The organism is Streptomyces avidinii (assembly GCF_045161815.1).
GTDB classification, from domain to species: Bacteria; Actinomycetota; Actinomycetes; order Streptomycetales; family Streptomycetaceae; genus Streptomyces; species Streptomyces avidinii.
Genome location: NZ_CP108863.1, coordinates 8,469,298 through 8,486,471 on the forward strand (window position 1 = coordinate 8,469,298; position 17,174 = coordinate 8,486,471).

Here is a 17,174-nt window from a genome sequence, read left to right on the forward strand (position 1 = left end):
CCTTTCAACTCAGCCAGGGAAGCATCGGGTCGACCCACCCCGATGCCAGCAGGCCGGTGAGCAGGAGGACCGCCGAGGCGGCCACGGTCTCGGGCCAGCGGCGCGGCAGCATGCCGGTGCGAGAGCGCAGTGCGTCCCGGAGCCGGGAGCGCGCCCGTCCCGCGGCCGGGTGCAGTTCGGCCGCCAGGTCCCGGATCAGCGGGACGTTGATCTGGCACTGCACCAGGAGGTAGAGCAGCAGGCCCCAGTTGGGCTCCCAGCCGCCCCGGTGCACGGCCAGCGCGAAACCGGTGACGGCGGCGCCGTTGGACAGGACGAGCCAGACCAGCGAGACGGCGATCACCCGGCGGGCCATCCCGCCCCGGGCCGGCGCCCCGCGCGTACCGGTGGGCACCCATGCGGCGCTGCGCCCCCGCAGCGTGTGCACGAACGCGGTGGCCGCGGCCACGCTCGTCAGGACGTTCGCCCGGATGACCTCCACCCGCCAGCGCGTCCGGCTGATCCTCGGCAGCAGCACGTGCCACAGCCACAGCGGGGCGAGCAGCGGCAGCACGTGCCAGGGCCGGATGTGGTCCGGGTACCAGAACATCATCACCAGCGGCGGCAGCGGCGCCACGAAGGTGTTCACCGCGGTGGTCAGGTATCCGACGATGCCCTCGTAGAAGCACAGCCGCATCCGCCAGGGCGCGCGCATCCGCCGCAGCACGGGCGTGCCCAGCAGGTGGAGGTTGCCCATCGCCCACCGGTACTGCTGGTTGACGAAGGAGGTGACCCGGTCGGGCGAGGTGCCCTTGGCGACGAGCACCGGCACGTACAGGGTGCGGAACCCCTGCTCGTGGAGGGCGAGTCCGGTGTACAGGTCCTCGCTGTGGTCGAGCCGGGCGAAGCCGCCCGCCCGGTCGATCGCGCTGCGCCGGTACACGGCGTTGCTGCCGCAGCAGATGGCCGCGTCACTCGCGTCCCGGGACGGCTGGATCCAGCGGAAGAACCACTCCTGCGCGGAGCCGGCCGCCCGCTGGATCCACCCCATGGTCTCGTCGGTGTCGAAGCATTGCGGGCTCTGCACGATGCCGACGGCGGGGTCGGCCAGATAGGGCACCAGGTGGCGCAGGAAGTCCGGCCTCGGGGCGAAGTCGGCGTCCAGGATCGCGATGAACCCGGCGCTGCTCAGGGTGAGCGCGTGGTTGAGGTTGCCCGCCTTCTTCAGGTGGCCCCGGTCGGGTCGTACGACGTACTCGTAGCCGTACGAGGCCGCGAGCGCGGCGACTTCGGGCCGGTCCGCGTCGTCCAGGACCCAGACGGTCAGCGCACCGGGCCAGTCGACGGCCGCGACGGAGCGGTAGGCGTTGCCGAGCACGTCGAGCGGCTCGCCGCAGGTCGGCAGGTACAGGTCGACGCCCGGCGGCACGGCGGGCTGCCAGGCGTGGACGAGCACCTCGTGCGACTGCCGGGTGAGCCGGCGCCGGCGCAGGCTGTTGACGGAGGAGAGGGCGAGGGCCACGACGTTGAGGCCGAGGACGGCGAGGAAGGCCCACAGGGCCGGTGTCCGCAGGGCGAAGGTGAACATGGTCGCCGCCGTGAACACGAAGGCGAGCGAGGTACTGACGAGCACCCAGCGGCGCTGCGGTCCGAAGTACCAGTAGAGCTCTTCGTCGGATGGTGGTTGCGGAAGATGATGAAAGGTCATAAAGCCCCCCACGGCTGTGCATGTACCCGTTTCAGGTGGCCCACCCTAGTGCCAAAGGTATAGACCAGTTGTTGCGAGATTGTGGCACCGGAGCCAATGCGCCACGGAATTGGCGCGACTCCATTGGTCCAGACCTCTTGATGCGGCCATTCGACCGGCCGCGCCCGGCCGGTCCGGGAAGGTGCGGGTCACGTGGGGGTGAACAGTCCCGGAACTCGCCGGGGCGGCGGGGCTATTGGTCGTCGACGTCCCCGGTCGGCCGGGCCGGTGCGGTGAAGATCCGGTCGAGGTGGTGGTGGAGTACCGCGACGGCCGACTCGGGCCCCCGCTGGCCCACGAGGATGCTGGTGCCCATGGTCGCCGTCATGGCGAGCAGGCTGATCGCCTCCGTGCGGGCGTCGGCGCCGGGATCGGCGAGGCCGGCCTCCTGGGCCTGCCGCAGCAGCCCGGTCACGGCGTTCTCCGCGGCGTCCGGATTGTCGATGAACGGCTGGGCGGCGAGTGCCTCGTCGGTCACGGACAGGATCGAGTACGAGCTGTAGAGGAGGTGGAAGGTGCGGCTCTCCTCGTCGGTGGGGAGGGAGGCCAGCAGTAGTGCCTCGACGGTCGCACGCGGGCCCGGGTTCGGGCCGACGGCGCGCAGGCGCTCGCCGACCCGCGCGGTGAAACGGTCGGTGAGGTGCTGGAGCCCGTAGAAGAGCAGTTTCTCCTTGGTCTGGAAGTAGTACTGCACGAGCCGTAGTGATACGCCCGCCTCCGCCGCCACGTCGCGCATGCCGACGGCATGGAGTCCGCGCCGTCCGGCCACCCGGATGAGCGCTTCGGCGATCTGGGTCCGCCGCTCCTCGTGGTCCACGCGCTTCGGCATGTCTCGTGTCTCCGCCCGTCGGTGGTGCGTTCGCGGTCCGGACCGCCCGGACCTTTTGATGGTACCGCCGTACCATCTTTATGGTACGTTCGTATTACGAAGAACGGATCTTCCCGGAGGTGCCCCGTGCCCGAGAACACCACTCGAACCCGTCCGCGCCGCGACGTCGGCCGCTATGTGAACGACACCCTGCGCGACCGGTACTTCGCTGCCTGCGACACGCTCTACGCGATGGGTGCACCCGCCCGCTCCGAGACGGATGTCGAGACGAGCTTCGGCACCACGCGCGTCTACCGGTACGGCCCCGACGACCCGGCGGCGGAGTCCCGTACGCCGGTCGTCCTGATCCACGGCGCGGGCTACTGCTCCGCCATGTGGTACCCCAACACCCCCGCGCTCAGCGCCGAACGCCCCGTCTATGCGCTCGACACCCCCGGCGACGCGGGTCGCAGCATCCACCGCGAACCCATGTGGCAGCCCGAGCGCGCGGCCCAGTGGCTCGACGAGGCGCTGGAGGAGCTCGGCCTCGACCGGGTCCACCTCGTCGGCTCCTCCTACGGCGGCTGGCTCGTCCTCAACCAGGCGCACCGCCGACCCGGCCGGCTCGCCTCCGTCACCCTCCTCGACCCCGGCGGCCTGGAGCGGGTGGGCCTGCGCTTCTTCGCCTGGGTCTTCGTCAGCCTCTTCGCCAGCTTCGCGCCGAAGGCGCTGCGCCCGCGCCTCGCCGCCTGGCTGGAGCAGCCCGTCATCGTCGTGCCCGAGATGCGCAAGTGGGTCCAGGCGGGTGCCCGGGCCTTCCGGATCCGGCGCCCCGCCCCCCTGCCGCTGGCCGAGGACGCCCTCCGGTCCATCCGGACCCCGCTCTACCTCGTCATGGGCAGGCGGAGCCTGCTGGTGCACCCGAAGCGGCAGCTGGAACGCGTACCGCGCCTGATCCCCGGCGCCCGCGCCGAGATCGTCGCGGCCACCGGCCACGGACCGCAGCTCGACCACCCCGAGCTGGTCAACGCCCGGATGCTGAGCTTCATGGAGGACGTCGACTCCCTGGCCCCCGCCGAAGCGTGATTCTTGCGGCCGCCTGCGCGGTCACGGCCGACGACGGGTCCGGCCGGTGGTGCGGTTCGGGGCAGGGCGGTCTCGGCCACGCCGTGGCAAGCACCCCCGTGGCTCGCCACGGCGTGTGCGAGGCCGTCCTGCGTCAGTGGGTGGGATCCGGCGGTATGGCCGCCGGCGTGCCCGTGGGGAGGAAGCTGTCGATGCGCTGCGCGGGGACGATGGTGGGGAGGAGGAAGTTCCACAGGTCGGTGACGCGCGTGTGGAGGTCCTCGCGGCGGGTGCGGACGTGCGAGGTGACCTGGATGCCGGTGAAGGCTGCGACCAGCAGCGTCGAGAGGGCCCGCACATCGAGCGACGGGTGTATGTCACCGCGTTCCTGAGCCGGTGTCAGGCAGCTGCGGCAGGTGTCGATCCAGGTGTCGTAGGGGGTCGGGTCGGGATTGGTGAAGGAACCGAACTCGATGACCAGGCGGATACCGGCGCGGATACGGACGTCGGTCCGCAGTCCGTGGGCCATCCGGTGGGTGAGGTCGATGACGGTCTGCAGGCCCGGCTCTTCGATGGCGGCGAGGTGTTCGGAGACCTGGAACTGTTCGTCCATCAGGGTGCGGGCGAGGGCTTCCTTGGACGGGAAGTGGAAGTAGAGGGCGCCCTTGGTGACTCCGGCGTGCTTGACGACGTCGCTGAGGCTGGTGCCGTCGAACCCGCTGATGTCGAAGGCGGTGGCCGCACCGGTGAGTATGGCCTGGCGGGTGATCTCGGCCCGCTCCTGTCTCGCCCTCGCCACGTGCGCTCGTCTCCCCGGTCGCTTCCCGCGCGGTGGTCGCTGCGGTGTGCCGTCAATCTAGTCGGGCAACTCGAAAGGAAACCAGTCGACCAGTACTTTTATGTGGCGGCGGGCGATCGGTTCGGGGAGTTGTGTGACCGTTTGCCTGATTGCTTCTCCGCAGTGACCTGGGTGGACTCGGTAACGGACTTGTGGAGAAGGTGAGTTGGCTGTTCCGCGGGAGGGGCGCGAGGCGGAGCCCGGGCGGCCCGCCGGACGTCCGCCAGGGCCCGTGCGGTGGGCCCCGGCGGCCGACCGCGGCGGGGCGGTCCAGGGCCCGCCCGGACGGCCTAACCGCTGATCGGGGCGGTGAGCCGGCCGGTGAGCTCCTCGACGAAGGCCTCGAGGTGGGGCGGGCGTGGCCCGGTCCGGGTGGCGCAGAACCACGTGCGGGTCAGCGGCTCCTCGCCGATGCGGACCAGCGCGAGGCCGTGCGAGGACACGTACGGCGCGGCCACCCAGTTGGGGAGGACCGTCACGCCCTGGCCGCCCGCCACCATCTCGATCACCAGGTCGGTCACCACCGGCATGGTGGTGATCCGGCCGGGCCGGGCCCCGGCCGGGATCGGCAGCGGCATCGACGGGATGCGGTTCTGGTCGTAGCCGTCATAGAGGACCAGGTCGGCGCCGTCGAAGTCACGGGCGGTCAGGTGCCCGCGGGAGGCCCACGGGTGTCCGGCGGGCACCACGGCCATCATCTCGTCGTCGAACAGCTTGGTCAGGGACACCCGGTCCATCTGCAGGTCTGGCTTGGTGACCAGCGCGACGTCGACCAGGTCGGCGAGCAGCGCCGGGATCGGGGCGTCGTCGGCGACGGTTTCGATGCGCACGTCGATGTCCGGCTCGCGCTCGCGGAAGGCGCGCAGGACGGGCGGCAGCCACGGGAAGGTGGTGCTGCACTGCGCGGTGAAGCGGACCCGGCGGCCGTGGCCGTCGCGGATCTCTCGCAGGTCCCGGGAGGCCGAAGCCAGTTCGCCGATGATCTGGCGGGCGGCGACCAGCAGCCGGCGGCCTGCCGCGTTGGGTACCAGGCGGCGGCCCTTGCGGTCGAAGAGGGGCATGCCGAGGCGGGCCTCCAGCCGGGTGAGCCGCTGACTGAGGGCCGGCTGGCTCACGTAGAGCCGCGCCGCGGCGGCCGTCAGTGAGCCGGCCTCGGCGGTGGCGTCGAGAAGCTCCAAGTCGCGCAGGTCCACATCCATAACCTGGGATTATCACATGCTCCAATCTACGTCGTGGTGTTATGGGTTGGGAGTTCATAGGTTCTTGGGTGTCAGCCGGACGAACCAGTCCGCCGATCCACCCCGAAAGGCACCCACCATGACCACCGCTCTCATCACCGGATCCTCCAGCGGCATCGGACTGGACATCGCCCGCGCCTTCCTGGAAAGCGGCGCCGACGTCGTCCTGAACGGCCGGGACCCCGAGCGCCTCGCCAAGGCCGCCGCCGGCCTCGGCCATCCGGAGCGGACCGCGTGGGTCGCGGGCAGCATCGCCGAGCGGGAGACCGGCGAGGCCCTCGTCCGTACGGCGCTGGAGCGCTTCGGCCGCGTCGACGTCCTGGTCAACAACGCCGGCACCTTCGCCTCCAAGCCCTTCACCGAGGTCACGGAGGCCGAACTCGACGGCTTCCTGACGGGCAACCTCAAGGGCACCTACCTCACCACCCAGGCCGTGGTGCGGGCTCTGCGCGCGCAGGGCGAGGGCGGCAGCATCGTCAACATCGGCACCGTCCTGGTGGACCACGGACTGGCCGGCTTCCCGGCCTCCGCGCCGGTGGTCAGCAAGGCCGGTGTGCACGGGCTGACCACGAGCCTGGCCGCCGAGCTGGCGGCCGACGGCATCCGCGTCAACCTCGTCTCGCCCGGCATCATCCGCACCCCGCTGCACGGGGGAGCCGACGTGGACACCTTCGGCGGACTAGCCCTGCTCAACCGGGTCGGCGAGACCTCCGAGATCGCCGAGGCGGTGCTGTACCTCGCTGGCGCCGGCTTCGTGACGGGCCACGCCCTGCGCGTGGACGGCGGCCACGTCACGGGCCGCTCCTGACCACCCCTCACTCCCCACCCCCGGAAGGACTTCCACGTGCCGTACGTCAATGTCAAGATCACCCGTGAAGGCGCCACCGCCGCCCAGAAGGCCGAGATCATCGCCGGCGTCACGGACCTGCTGGTCAAGGTCCTCGACAAGGACCCGGCCACCACCTTCGTCCTCATCGACGAGGTCGCTCTGGAGGACTGGGGCGTGGCCGGCGTCCCCACCGACGAATACCGCCGCCGCGCCCGCGGCTGAGCCGTCTCCTTCGGATCGCGCTCCCCTCGGATACCGCTGGGAGGTCCCCCCGGACCCGCGCCGCCCGGCACCGCGCCCCGGCGCGTTGTCGGGGCGCGGTGCCGGGCGGCGCGGGCCCGGCAGGATCCGAAGGAGACGGCCTAGCATGCGGCCATGAGTGATCTTGACGAACGGGTGTACGGGTTCCGGCTCGACGTGGCCGAGGCGGAGCTGGACGACCTGCGGGAGCGGCTGGGGCGGGTGCGGTGGCCCGACGAGCTGCCCGGGGTCGGGTCGGCGTACGGCATGCCGCGCGCCCGGATGCGGGACCTCGCCCGGTACTGGCGCGAGGAGTACGACTGGCGGGCGGCCGAGGCCCGGCTGAACGAGTGGCCGCAGTTCACCACCGTCATCGACGGGGCACGGGTGCACTTCGCCCATGTCCGCTCGCCCGAGCCGGCCGCGACCCCGCTGCTCATGACACACGGCTGGCCCGGATCGCCGGTGGAGTTCCAGCGCGTCGCGGGCCCGCTGACGGATCCCCGCGCACACGGCGGCGACCCGGCGGACGCCTTCCACCTGGTGCTGCCGAGCATCCCCGGCTTCGGGCTCTCGGGGCCCACGACCGAGCCGGGCTGGGAGTTCAAGCGAGTGGCCCGGGCCTTCGGCGTGCTGATGGAACGGCTGGGACACCCCTCGTACGGGGTGCAGGGCGGCGACTGGGGAGCCGCCGTCTCCCGGGAGCTCGGGCGGATCCGGCCCGACCACGTGATCGGCGTGCACCTGAACCTGCTGCCCGGGGGCGGGGCCACCTCCGAACCCCGGCCGGAGGAACTGGCGGCACTGTCCCCCGCCGAACGGGAGCGGACGCTGGCGTCCTGGGAGCGGTACCGGATCTGGGCGCGCGAGCGGCAGGGGTACGCGGACATCCAGGCGACCCGGCCGCAGACCCTGGCGTACGGGCTGAACGACTCCCCGGTCGGTCTCCTCGCCTGGATCGCGGAGAAGTTCGACGAGTGGAGCGACCCCGCGTGCCCGGTGGACCGCGACCAGATGCTGACCAATGTGATGCTGTACTGGCTCACCGGCACGGCCGGCAGCGCGGCCCGGATCTACTACGAGCGCGCACACGCCGCCTACGCCGGTCAGCCGCCGGAGGTGTCGCACACCCCGAGCGCACTGGCCGACTTCCCCCGGGACAACTTCATCCCGCTGCGTCACATCGCCGCGCGGACCGACACCTTCGTGCGCTGGACCTCGTACGACCGCGGCGGCCACTTCCCCGCCATGGAGGTGCCGGAGCTGCTGGTGGGGGACATCCGGGCCTTCTTCCGGCAGCTGCGCCGACCTGCAGCTGGGTACGAGGGGGGCCCGATGTGATGATCACCCAATGATCGACGAACCCGACGTGATCGAGGAGTACGCCCGCCACAGCGGGCATGCCGACCTGCTGCGCGAGGTCGTCGACGGGGCGACGGGAGCGTAACCGCGGCGCGGCGGCCCGCGGCGCGGTACGGTCCCAGGCCATGCTGATCACGAAGTACACCCACGCATGTGTCCGGATCGAGCAGGACGGCCGTGTTCTGGTCATCGATCCCGGGACGTGGAGCGAACCGGCCGCACTGGCCGGCGCGGACGCCGTTCTGGTGACGCACGAACACGCCGACCACGTCGATGTGCTGCGCCTGGCCGGGCTCGGCGTGCCGGTCCACGCCCCTGCCGACGCGGACATTCCCGGGCTGGAGGTCAACGGGGTGTCCGCCGGCACCGAGTTCACGGCCGCCGGCTTCCGCATACGGGCGGTCGGCGGGCGTCATGCGTTCATCTACGGCGGCCAACCCGACTGCGCGAACCTCGGCTACGTCATCGACGACGCGCTCTACCACCCGGGTGACTCGCTGCACGTGCCCGAGCAGGAGATCGAAACGCTTCTGGTCCCGGTGCACGGGTCGTGGCTGAAGACGGTGGAGGCGATCGATTTCGTCAAGGCCGTCGCGCCGCAGCGGGCGTTCGCCATCCATGACGCCCAGATCAACGAGCGCGGCCTCGGCAGCGTCAACGGCTGGCTCACCGAGGAGACCACCCACGGCTACCGCTACCTGCGGCCCGGCGAATCCCTCTGAGTCCGAGGAGCACCGGCACAGCTGGGTGAACGGGCGGCGTCGCTGGGCAGGTTAGGCTCCGTCGAATGGTTCGACAGGGATCTCTCTCCACACTGCGGCACAAGCCGTTCAGGCTGTTTCTTCTGGCACGGCTCGTTTCGATGAGCGGAACGGCGATGGCCCCCGTGGCCCTGGCCTTCGCGGTACTCGGATTCGACAGCCGCCCGGCATCCCTGGCGATCGTCCTCGCCGCCAACACCGCTCCGCAGCTGGTCCTGCTGCTTGTCGGAGGAGTGATCGCGGACCGGTTCTCCCGTCAACGGGTCATGGTGCTGGGCAACTTGGTACCGGCCGTCACCCAGGGCTGCGTCGCCCTCCTCGTGGTGTCCGGTGCGGCCACGACAGGGCGGATCGCCCTGTTCGCGGCGCTGGCGGGCTGTGCGTCGGCGTTGACCCAGCCCGCCATGAACAGCGTGCTGCCGCAGCTCGTCGATCCCGGCGAGCTGCAGCAGGCGAACGCGCTGATGCGATTGCCCAGCAACCTGATCCGCATCCTCGCGCCCGCGGTCGGCGGCGCCCTCGTCGTGCTGGTCGGCCCGGAGCTGACCCTGGGCTGGGACGCCGTCAGTTTCGCGGTCGCGGCCCTCCTCTGCAGCCGTCTCGGCGTGTCCGGACCCGCCAAGACGCCGGCTTCAGTCTTCCGCGACTTCAAGGACGGCTGGAAGGAGTTCTCCCGTCTCTTCTGGATCTGGTCCTATGTGCTGTCCGGAACCGTGGTCGTCGCCCTCTGGCTCGGCGGCTATCAACTCCTCGGCCCCGTCGTGGCCATGGACAGCCGGCTGGGCGCCCCTTCCTGGGGCATCGTCCAAGGGGCCTTCGCGGCAGGCCTGTTCCTGGGCGGAATCGTTTCCCTTGCCTGGAAACCGTCCAGGATCATGGTCGTGTGCGTATGCGCCAACGTGCCTCTCGCGCTGCCCCTCGTCGCGCTCGCCGAGGGCGCGCCGCTCGCCGTGCTGGCGGGGGCGGCGGCCCTGGCGGGTATCGGCCTCGACATCGCGATCGTGTGCTGGAGCACCGCCGTGCAGGAACATCTGCCGCCCGAGGTACTCGGGCGGGTCAGCTCCTTCAGCTCGGCCGGTGAGCTCATGTCCGTGCCGCTGGGCTACCTCGTCGTCGGCGCCGCCGCGACATCCCTCGGCACCGAATCCGTCCTTCTCTGGAGTGCGGTACTGATGACCGCGGCGAGTCTGGTGCTGCTGCTCGCCCCGAGCGTGTGGGCGGTCCGCAGGCTGCGCGCCGGCCCCGGACCGGCCGCGGCAGCGGCGGGAGACCAGGACCACCGGGACGGCCGGAGCCGGACCGGCCGGGTGCCGGATCAGGTGGCCCGCCCATAGCGGACTGCTGAGCTCCAGATCCGCTCCAGCCGCACCCGTGTGCCGGGGCGTGGGGCGTGCCAGATCCGGTTGTCGCCCGCGTAGATCCCGACGTGGGTCATGGTCGCGCCACTCGGGAAGAAGACCAGGTCACCGGCCGCGCGATCGGCCTCGGGGATGTGGCGGGTGTGCTCGTACTGCTGGTCGGCGGTGCGTGGGAGACGCTTGCCCGCCTTCTTGAAGGCGTAGAGGGTGAGGCCCGAGCAGTCGAAGCGTTTCGGGCCGGTGGCGCCGTAGGCATACGGCGAGCCCTGTTTGGAGGCGGCCACCGCGACGGCTCTGGCGCCATAGGGGGCGGCGGCGTGCGCCGGGGCCGCGGGGCCGCTGAGGGCGGCGGCCGTCAGGAGGAGCAGGGAGAGGACGGCGCGTGCTCTCGGGCAACAGCACGTGGGGGGAAGGCCCTTGGGGACCTTTCGGAAGTCGGTCCTGAAGCAGGACATCGTGACACCTCCGCAATCGGTTGGCAGGTAACAGTCAGGTCAGTGGTCGTGGTCCTGTTCTCGGTCGGATGCGTCATGGCTCTGACGGCGGACCAGTTTTCTCCGACGTGACGCGCCGAACCGTGTCGGACACAGTGGTATTTGTCTCGATTTTGCATTCGATTCGAGATCATAAGAAGGGATGACTATCCGACATATGTGCCCGAAATGGCGGCTTTGGTCGTGCATATAGGCGTGCCGGTATGGCCGCGCGGCGTCCGGACCGCGACTTCTATGATCATCGGATGTCAGATCCTCGTTATCCCGCGAAGCCCCGCCCCGGAGACCTGGTCGCGGTGCTGTCCCCCTCGTCCGGCCTCCCCGGCATGTTCCCGCTGCCCTACGAGTTGGGCGTGCGCCGGCTCCAGGAGGACTTCGGGTTGAAGGTGGTGGAGTATCCGACGACCCGGACCATGGGTGCGACGCCCGAGCAGCGGGCCGCGGACATCCACGCGGCCTTCGCGGACCCGGAGATCAAGGCGGTGATCGCCAGCATCGGTGGCGACGACCAGATCACCGTCCTTCCCCACCTCGACCGCGACCTGCTGCGGGCCGGTCCCAAGCCGTTCTTCGGCTACAGCGACAACACCAACCTGCTGCTGTTCCTGCGGGACTTGGGGATCGTCGGCTACCACGGCGGCTCGGTCATGGTCGAGCTCGGACGACCCGGCGCGCTGCACCCGTCGACCGCCGCCTCGCTCCGGGCGGCGCTGTTCACCTCGGGCGAGTTCGAGCTCACCCCGGCAAGCAGCTACGGAGACGTCAACAGCCCCTGGGAGGACCCGCACACCTTCGCATCCGAGCCGCTCATGGAACCGGCCGACGGCTGGTCCTGGCACAACGCCGACCGCGTCGTCGAGGGCATCGGCTGGGGCGGCAACCTGGAGGTCATCTCCTGGATGCTGATGGCCGACCGGGCGGTGCAACCCGCCGAGACCTACGCCGGCAACGTGCTCTTCCTGGAGACGTCCGAGGAGATGCCGCGCGCCGAAGAGGTCTACCGGATCCTGCGGAGCATGGGCGAACGCGGACTGCTGCGACAGTTCCCCGCGTTGCTCATGGGCAGGGCGAAGAGCTGGTCCTTCGAGAACCGGCTGGCGGCGCAGGACAAGGCCCACTTCCGCCTGCAACAGCGCGAGGCCGTCCTGAAGGCCCTCCAGGAGTACGCCCCCGACATCATGGTCGTCTTCGACGTCGACCTCGGCCACACCGACCCGCAACTCGTGGTCCCCGTCGGAGGCCGCATCCGGGTGGACGGCCCGGCACGCAGGATCGTCGTCACCTACTGAGCCGGATCAGGAGCGGGGGCCGAGCCGGAGCCGGATCGGCTCCGAGCCGGAGGCGGATCGGCTCCCGGGCCCGGTGCTCAGTGGCTCTCGGAGCGGTAGGCGCGCATCGCCAGGGGCATGAAGACCGCGGTGATGCCCGCCGCCCAGAGCAGCGACCAGAGGATCGGTCCGCCCGCCGGAGTGCCGAGCAGCAAGCCGCGGAACGCGTCCGACAGATGCGTCACCGGGTTGACCTGGACCCATGCCTGAAGCCACCCGGGCATGGTGTCGACCTCGACGAACGCGCTGCTCGTGAAGGTGAGCGGGAAGATGAAGGTGAAGGCATAGACCTGCACCTTCTCCGGGTCCCCGGCCACCATCCCGATCAGCACAGCCGTCCACGACACGGCCGCGGCGAACGTGAGCAGCAGCAGGGCCGCCCCGATGAAGCCCGCAGGACCACCGGTGATCTCGAAGCCCAGCACCACGCCCAGGGCGATCATCAGGAGCATGGCCCACAGCTGCTTGGCCAGGTCGGCCACGATCCGCCCGAACAACGGGGCCGAACGGGCGATCGGCAGGCTGCGGAGCCGGTCGAACACGCCCTTGGTCAGGTCGGTGTTCAGCGACATGGCGGTATACATGCTCATGAACAGCGTGTTCTGAACGATGATCCCGGCAAGCGCGTACTGGAGGTACTCCTGAGGGGAGCCCGCCATCTGCCCGCCGAAGACGTAGGTGAACAGGAACACGAACATGATCGGCGTGATGCTGTAGTCGACGAGCTCCAGCGGGTTGTGCTTCACCGAGACCAGGCTGCGCCACGCCATGGTGGCGGTCTGCCGCAGGGCCGGCAGGGGCCGCACCCTTCCGCCGCGGCCCAGGCTGTCCGTGAGAGTCGCGCCGGTCACGAGGGCCTCCCCGCTTCCGCGTACGCGCTGTCGTCATCCGCGTCGTCGGCCCCGTCGGCCCCGTCGGCGTCGTCCCGAGGGGCGGCGCCCGGCTCGGCGCGGTGGCCGGTCAGGGCGATGAACACCTCGTCGAGGGTGGAGCGACGCAGAGTGAGCTCCCCGACGGGGATACCCGACTGGTCGAGTCGGCGTACGACGCGCGGCATGAGCGCCGGATCGTTGACAGGGGCGAGGATCCCGTCGCCCTCGGTCTTGGTCTGCGGACCGGCCTCCTCCGCCACCAGGGCGTGCGCCGCGTCGAGATCGGCGGGCCGGACCGGGCGCAGGTGCAGGACCTGACCGCCGACCTGGGCCTTCAGCTCGTCCGGCGTACCGCCGGCGATCACCCGACCGTTGTCGATCACCACGATGCTGTCGGCGAGCCGGTCCGCCTCGTCCAGATACTGCGTGGTCAGCAGCGTGGTCATGCCCTCCGCCACCAGGACGCGCAACATGTCCCACACCTCACCGCGGCTGTGCGGATCGAGCCCGGTGGTCGGCTCGTCCAGGAAGAGGATCTGCGGCCGTCCGACCAGGCTGGCGGCGAGGTCGAGACGCCGCCTCATACCGCCCGAGTAGGTCTTCACGGCCCGCCCCGCGGCGTCACTGAGATGAAAACGGTCGAGCAGATCGGCGGAGCGGGCACGTGCCCCGCCGCGCGACATGCCGAGCAGACGCCCGATCATCAGCAGGTTCTCCGTGCCGCTCATGTTCTCGTCGACGGCCGCGTACTGTCCGGTCAGCCCGATGAGCGAGCGGACCCGGCCAGCCTCCCGCACCACGTCGTGCCCGCCCACCTCGGCCCGGCCCTCGTCCGGGCGCAGCAGCGTGGCGAAGATACGGACGGCGGTCGTCTTGCCCGCGCCGTTGGGACCGAGGAGGCCGAGCACGGTACCCGCCGGAACCTCAAGGTCCACCCCGGCCAGCGCGCGGGTCTCCTTGAACCGCTTGGCCAGGCCCTCGGCCTGGATCGCGTACCTCACGGGATCACCTCGTTCGGCGCAGGATTCGGCATCCCTTCCACTGTGACCCATACCACTGACAGCCGGCCCGCCGACGGATCCGCCGCCCTCGCCGCCACCGAGGACCCCGCCCGGTCCTGGCAGAGGACCGCACCGCCCCGCCCGATCTACGAAGGGCCGTGCGGCGGGGAGCCGCAGTCGGCCGCGACGGGGGCCCGGGGGGCTATCCGCATCCGGTCCTGCGCGTATTCCACGGTCTCGCCCGGGAGGATCAGGAGCCCGGGTTCCTCGTCCTGGCCGGCCCCGCCGATCGGCTGTACCTGCACGGCCGGGCCGAGGCCGCCGGCCATGAACACCGTCGGGTCGACCTCCCAGCCGTGCACGGCCAGCCACAGCTCCAGCGCCGCCGTGTCCCCGGCCTCTGCACCGCGCGGCCATTCGAACGTCGTGCTCCCCATCCCTGCCCCCTGTAGGTGGTCGGATCACCGTCGTCGATCCTGCCACCCACCACTGACAGTCGCCGCCCAATATCGCGCGGTGTCCTTACGCACGGGCGTGCCCGCACCCCCGCCTCGCGCGGGGGTACGGGCACGGCGGCCGGCCGGGTCAGCCGTTGCGGTGGTGCCGGCGGCCGTTCCAGGAGTCGCTGTCGACGACGTTGCCGCGGTTGTCGCGCAGGGTGGCGGTGTCGCGCTCGTCCCAGATCTGGTGGCGGCGGTCCTGGTAGACGTCGCGGCGGGTGTCGCGGCCCTGGCCGGTGTGGACCTTGACGCTGGAGCGGCCGTCCAGCCGGAAGTCGGCGAAGCGGTAGCGGTTGCCCTGGCGGTCGGTGAGGGTGAAGCCGCGCAGGTTGACGCTGTGGCGGCCGGTGTTCTTCACCTCGACCCATTCCCGGTTGAGCGCTTGGGCGGAGCGGTCGCGGCCGCCGCTGCCGTACTGGACGTCGCTGATCACGATCGAGGACTTCGGGGCCCGGTGGTCGCGGTCGCGCCGGTGGTCGTCAGCGGTGGCCGGGAGGGCGGCGGCGCCGACCAGGGCCCCTGCGGCCAGGAACGCGGCGACGACCCGGCGGGTGGCGAGAGAAGCAGACATGAAGATGACCCCTTCAACAGACAGCAGCCCTGCCCGACTCGTGTACGGCGGGTGGGCTTCGAACAGTTCCCGGCGTCCTGCCGAGGAGCCACACTCTGGCCCTCAAGCGCCACCAAAAGCCACCAATTCGGGGCGTGTTGCAAAATACGGACCTTTCGGTGACTGTCCCTTGTAATGGGCACACGTCAACCTCACGCTGACGTGAACGGCGAGGGTGTGTGCGGTAGGCCTTGGCGGGCCCGGCGTCGGGGGCCCATCCGCTGGCAGGTGCTTTCCCCGCGGCGCCCTTCGGCCTTGCGCCGAACGGGTTCAGGGCCCCGTAACAGCCGCTCGCACCGTTTCTTCGGACGCACTCACGCGGCTGGTTCTGATGTTCTGCCGGACCCGGGGCGCCGCGCGGGCGGCAGCCCGGCTCTGCCCGATAATGGGACGGAAAGGGCATTCGCCCGCTGGTGGAACCGTTCGCCCCGAAGGTGTCGGGCGCAGAGGAGGCCGCAATGGGACGGGACAGCACGTACGAACTGGTCTTCGTCGCCCCCGACCATGCAGCACCGGGTGGAGAGGAATCGGTCCTCGTGCACCGCACCGACCGGTCCGGCCCCGGAGGTCACCCGATCTACGCCGACGAAACCGGCATCGTGCAGGCGGAGATCAGTGACCAGGGCGACGTGCGCATGATCGCGAGCGGTGGCCACCAGGAGCCCGCTTCGCGTGTCCGGGTCCGGCCGGTATCGACCGGCTGATCTTTCGATTCATAAGTTGAATCGTTGCAGCGGAATCAATGATGGTGAATTGCCACTGAAAGGCCCGAATGTGCGAATGCGGACAGTGATGGCAACGTTGCCATCACGTTAACAATTCACTTCTTGACGAGGGTGTCAGTGCCGAGTTGACTGCCTCTACCTCGGCCGCAAGGACACGGCCTCGTCAGGGAGGTTTACATCGTGAACACACATCTGGGTCGTGCCGCTGTCGTTGTCGCAGCTTCGGCGATGACCGTCTCGCTCACCGCCTGCGGCAGCGGGGAGGACGCCGACGGAAGACCGGGCGGCTCTGTCAAGGACGACGCGATCAAGGTCGGTCTGCTGCTTCCGGAGGACCAGACCGCGCGTTACGAGAACTTTGACAAGCCGCTGATCGAGAAGGAGATCGCGAAACTCACCCGCGGCAGGGGCAAAGTGGTTTATGCCAATGCCCGGCAGGACGCGAACGCCCAGAACACCCAGGTCGATGCGATGATCGCCGCCAAGGTGAACGCTTTGATCATCGACGCCGTGGATTCCAAGGCGATCGCGGGAGCGGTCAAGCGGGCCAAGGACGCGGGAATCCCGGTCATCGCCTACGACCGGCTGGCGGAAGGTCCGATCGACGCCTACACCTCCTTCGACAACGAGGACGTGGGCCGGGTCCAGGGCAAGGCGCTGCTGGACGCGCTGGGTGACAAGGCCGGGGCCGGCCAGATCGTCATGATGAACGGTTCGGTCACCGACCCGAACGCCAAGCAGTTCAAGTCCGGTGCGCACTCCGTCCTCGACGGCAAGGTGAACGTCGGCAAGGAGTACGACACTGTCGAGTGGAAGCCGGAGAACGCCGGCGCCAACATGACGGCCGCCCTGGCGGCGCTCGGCAAGGGCAGGATCGCGGGCATCTACTCGGCCAACGACGGCATGGCCGGAGGCATCATCGCCGCACTCAAGGCGGCCGGCGTCTCCCCGCTTCCGCCGGTCACCGGCCAGGACGCCGAACTCGCCGGTGTGCAGCGCATCGTCGCGGGCGAGCAGTACATGACGGTCTACAAGAGCTACGCCCCCGAGGCCGCGGCCGCCGCGGAGATGGCTTACGCCCTCGCCAAGGGGCAGAAGATCGACGGACTCATCAACCAGATCGTGGACAGCCCGACCACCAAGCGCGTGCCGTCGGTTCTCGTCCCCGGCGTCGCGGTGACCAGGAACAACGTCAAGTCCACGGTGGTCGATGACGGCATCTTCACGATTGCCGCGATCTGCACCGACCGGATCAAGGCCGCCTGCGAGGAGATCGGCCTGAGGTAGCGGGCCTGCGTGGGCGGTAAGTCGGGGGGCAGAGCGGGGCAGGGCGGGGACGGTTCGGGGGAGTGGCAGGGGCGTGGGGCCAGTGCCACCGTTTCGGCCCGAACGTTCCATTTCGGTTGATCGGCTCGCTAA

19 protein-coding genes are annotated in these 17,174 nt (G+C 70.2%); 10 read left to right on the forward strand and 9 right to left on the reverse strand.

Features of this window, described 5'->3' with window-relative positions:
- Nucleotides 1-4: 4 nt before the first annotated feature.
- Both OG373_RS38435 and OG373_RS38440 read right to left on the reverse strand, forming a co-directional pair.
- Entirely contained in the window at nt 5-1,687 is a 1,683-nt protein-coding gene (locus OG373_RS38435; protein WP_405443461.1) for a glycosyltransferase family 2 protein, read from the reverse strand.
- 232 nt (nt 1,688-1,919) lie between these two features.
- The gene (locus OG373_RS38440) at nt 1,920-2,555 is read right to left on the reverse strand and encodes a TetR/AcrR family transcriptional regulator (RefSeq protein ID WP_405443463.1); all 636 of its coding nucleotides are present in this window, start codon (nt 2,553-2,555) and stop codon (nt 1,920-1,922) included.
- Between the two features lie 126 nt (nt 2,556-2,681).
- On the opposite strand from OG373_RS38440, the gene OG373_RS38445 reads away from it, so the two are divergent.
- Nucleotides 2,682-3,620, forward strand: a complete 939-nt coding sequence (locus OG373_RS38445) for an alpha/beta fold hydrolase (protein ID WP_405443465.1) — start codon at nt 2,682-2,684, stop codon at nt 3,618-3,620.
- Nucleotides 3,621-3,753: 133 nt separating this feature from the next.
- Here the strand turns inward: OG373_RS38445 and OG373_RS38450 are convergent, their stop codons facing one another.
- The gene (locus OG373_RS38450) at nt 3,754-4,398 is read right to left on the reverse strand and encodes a ScbR family autoregulator-binding transcription factor (protein ID WP_405443466.1); all 645 of its coding nucleotides are present in this window, start codon (nt 4,396-4,398) and stop codon (nt 3,754-3,756) included.
- 329 nt (nt 4,399-4,727) lie between these two features.
- Entirely contained in the window at nt 4,728-5,636 is a 909-nt protein-coding gene (locus tag OG373_RS38455; protein ID WP_405443467.1) for a LysR family transcriptional regulator, read from the reverse strand.
- Between the two features lie 118 nt (nt 5,637-5,754).
- Between OG373_RS38455 and OG373_RS38460 the strand changes: the two genes are divergently transcribed.
- The 6 genes from OG373_RS38460 to OG373_RS38485 all read left to right on the forward strand — a co-directional run bounded on the left by OG373_RS38460 (nt 5,755) and on the right by OG373_RS38485 (nt 10,201).
- A complete protein-coding gene (locus OG373_RS38460) occupies nt 5,755-6,483 on the forward strand; it encodes an SDR family NAD(P)-dependent oxidoreductase (RefSeq protein WP_405443468.1) in 729 nt (242 codons plus the stop codon).
- Nucleotides 6,484-6,519: 36 nt separating this feature from the next.
- The gene (locus tag OG373_RS38465) at nt 6,520-6,726 is read left to right on the forward strand and encodes a 4-oxalocrotonate tautomerase family protein (RefSeq protein WP_398678801.1); all 207 of its coding nucleotides are present in this window, start codon (nt 6,520-6,522) and stop codon (nt 6,724-6,726) included.
- Between the two features lie 153 nt (nt 6,727-6,879).
- Nucleotides 6,880-8,085: an epoxide hydrolase family protein gene (locus OG373_RS38470; RefSeq protein WP_405443469.1), complete on the forward strand. Its 1,206-nt coding sequence runs from the start codon at nt 6,880-6,882 to the stop codon at nt 8,083-8,085.
- A gap of 10 nt (nt 8,086-8,095) precedes the next feature.
- Nucleotides 8,096-8,191, forward strand: coding sequence for a DUF664 domain-containing protein (locus OG373_RS38475; RefSeq protein WP_405443470.1), 96 nt, complete (start codon nt 8,096-8,098; stop codon nt 8,189-8,191).
- A 40-nt stretch (nt 8,192-8,231) separates the two neighbouring features.
- A complete protein-coding gene (locus OG373_RS38480) occupies nt 8,232-8,828 on the forward strand; it encodes an MBL fold metallo-hydrolase (protein WP_405443471.1) in 597 nt (198 codons plus the stop codon).
- 65 nt (nt 8,829-8,893) lie between these two features.
- Nucleotides 8,894-10,201 (forward strand): MFS transporter, encoded by a 1,308-nt coding sequence (locus tag OG373_RS38485; protein ID WP_405443473.1) that lies wholly within the window; start codon nt 8,894-8,896, stop codon nt 10,199-10,201.
- Here OG373_RS38485 and OG373_RS38490 read toward each other — a convergent pair.
- Nucleotides 10,183-10,680, reverse strand: a complete 498-nt coding sequence (locus OG373_RS38490) for a C40 family peptidase (protein ID WP_405443475.1) — start codon at nt 10,678-10,680, stop codon at nt 10,183-10,185. The two genes, OG373_RS38485 and OG373_RS38490, sit on opposite strands and share 19 nt — an antisense overlap.
- Before the next feature lie 284 nt (nt 10,681-10,964).
- On the opposite strand from OG373_RS38490, the gene OG373_RS38495 reads away from it, so the two are divergent.
- Entirely contained in the window at nt 10,965-12,008 is a 1,044-nt protein-coding gene (locus OG373_RS38495; RefSeq protein WP_405443477.1) for a S66 peptidase family protein, read from the forward strand.
- 77 nt (nt 12,009-12,085) lie between these two features.
- On the opposite strand, the gene OG373_RS38500 is transcribed toward OG373_RS38495, so the two are convergent.
- The 4 genes from OG373_RS38500 to OG373_RS38515 all read right to left on the reverse strand — a co-directional run bounded on the left by OG373_RS38500 (nt 12,086) and on the right by OG373_RS38515 (nt 14,991).
- On the reverse strand, nt 12,086-12,898 hold the full coding sequence (locus OG373_RS38500) for an ABC transporter permease (protein WP_405443479.1): 813 nt from the start codon (nt 12,896-12,898) through the stop codon (nt 12,086-12,088).
- The gene (locus tag OG373_RS38505; protein WP_405443481.1) at nt 12,895-13,920 is read right to left on the reverse strand and encodes an ATP-binding cassette domain-containing protein; all 1,026 of its coding nucleotides are present in this window, start codon (nt 13,918-13,920) and stop codon (nt 12,895-12,897) included. Before OG373_RS38505 ends, OG373_RS38500 begins: the two co-directional genes overlap by 4 nt.
- A 146-nt stretch (nt 13,921-14,066) precedes the next feature.
- Nucleotides 14,067-14,357, reverse strand: coding sequence for a hypothetical protein (locus OG373_RS38510; protein WP_405443482.1), 291 nt, complete (start codon nt 14,355-14,357; stop codon nt 14,067-14,069).
- 148 nt (nt 14,358-14,505) lie between these two features.
- A complete protein-coding gene (locus tag OG373_RS38515; protein WP_397731658.1) occupies nt 14,506-14,991 on the reverse strand; it encodes a lamin tail domain-containing protein in 486 nt (161 codons plus the stop codon).
- Nucleotides 14,992-15,488: 497 nt separating this feature from the next.
- On the opposite strand from OG373_RS38515, the gene OG373_RS38520 reads away from it, so the two are divergent.
- Together OG373_RS38520 and OG373_RS38525 are read left to right on the forward strand one after the other, a co-directional pair.
- Nucleotides 15,489-15,734, forward strand: coding sequence for a DUF6296 family protein (locus OG373_RS38520; protein WP_397731659.1), 246 nt, complete (start codon nt 15,489-15,491; stop codon nt 15,732-15,734).
- A 201-nt stretch (nt 15,735-15,935) separates the two neighbouring features.
- Complete coding sequence (locus tag OG373_RS38525) at nt 15,936-17,042, forward strand: sugar ABC transporter substrate-binding protein (RefSeq protein WP_405443484.1); 1,107 nt, start codon at nt 15,936-15,938, stop codon at nt 17,040-17,042.
- Nucleotides 17,043-17,174 lie beyond the last annotated feature (132 nt).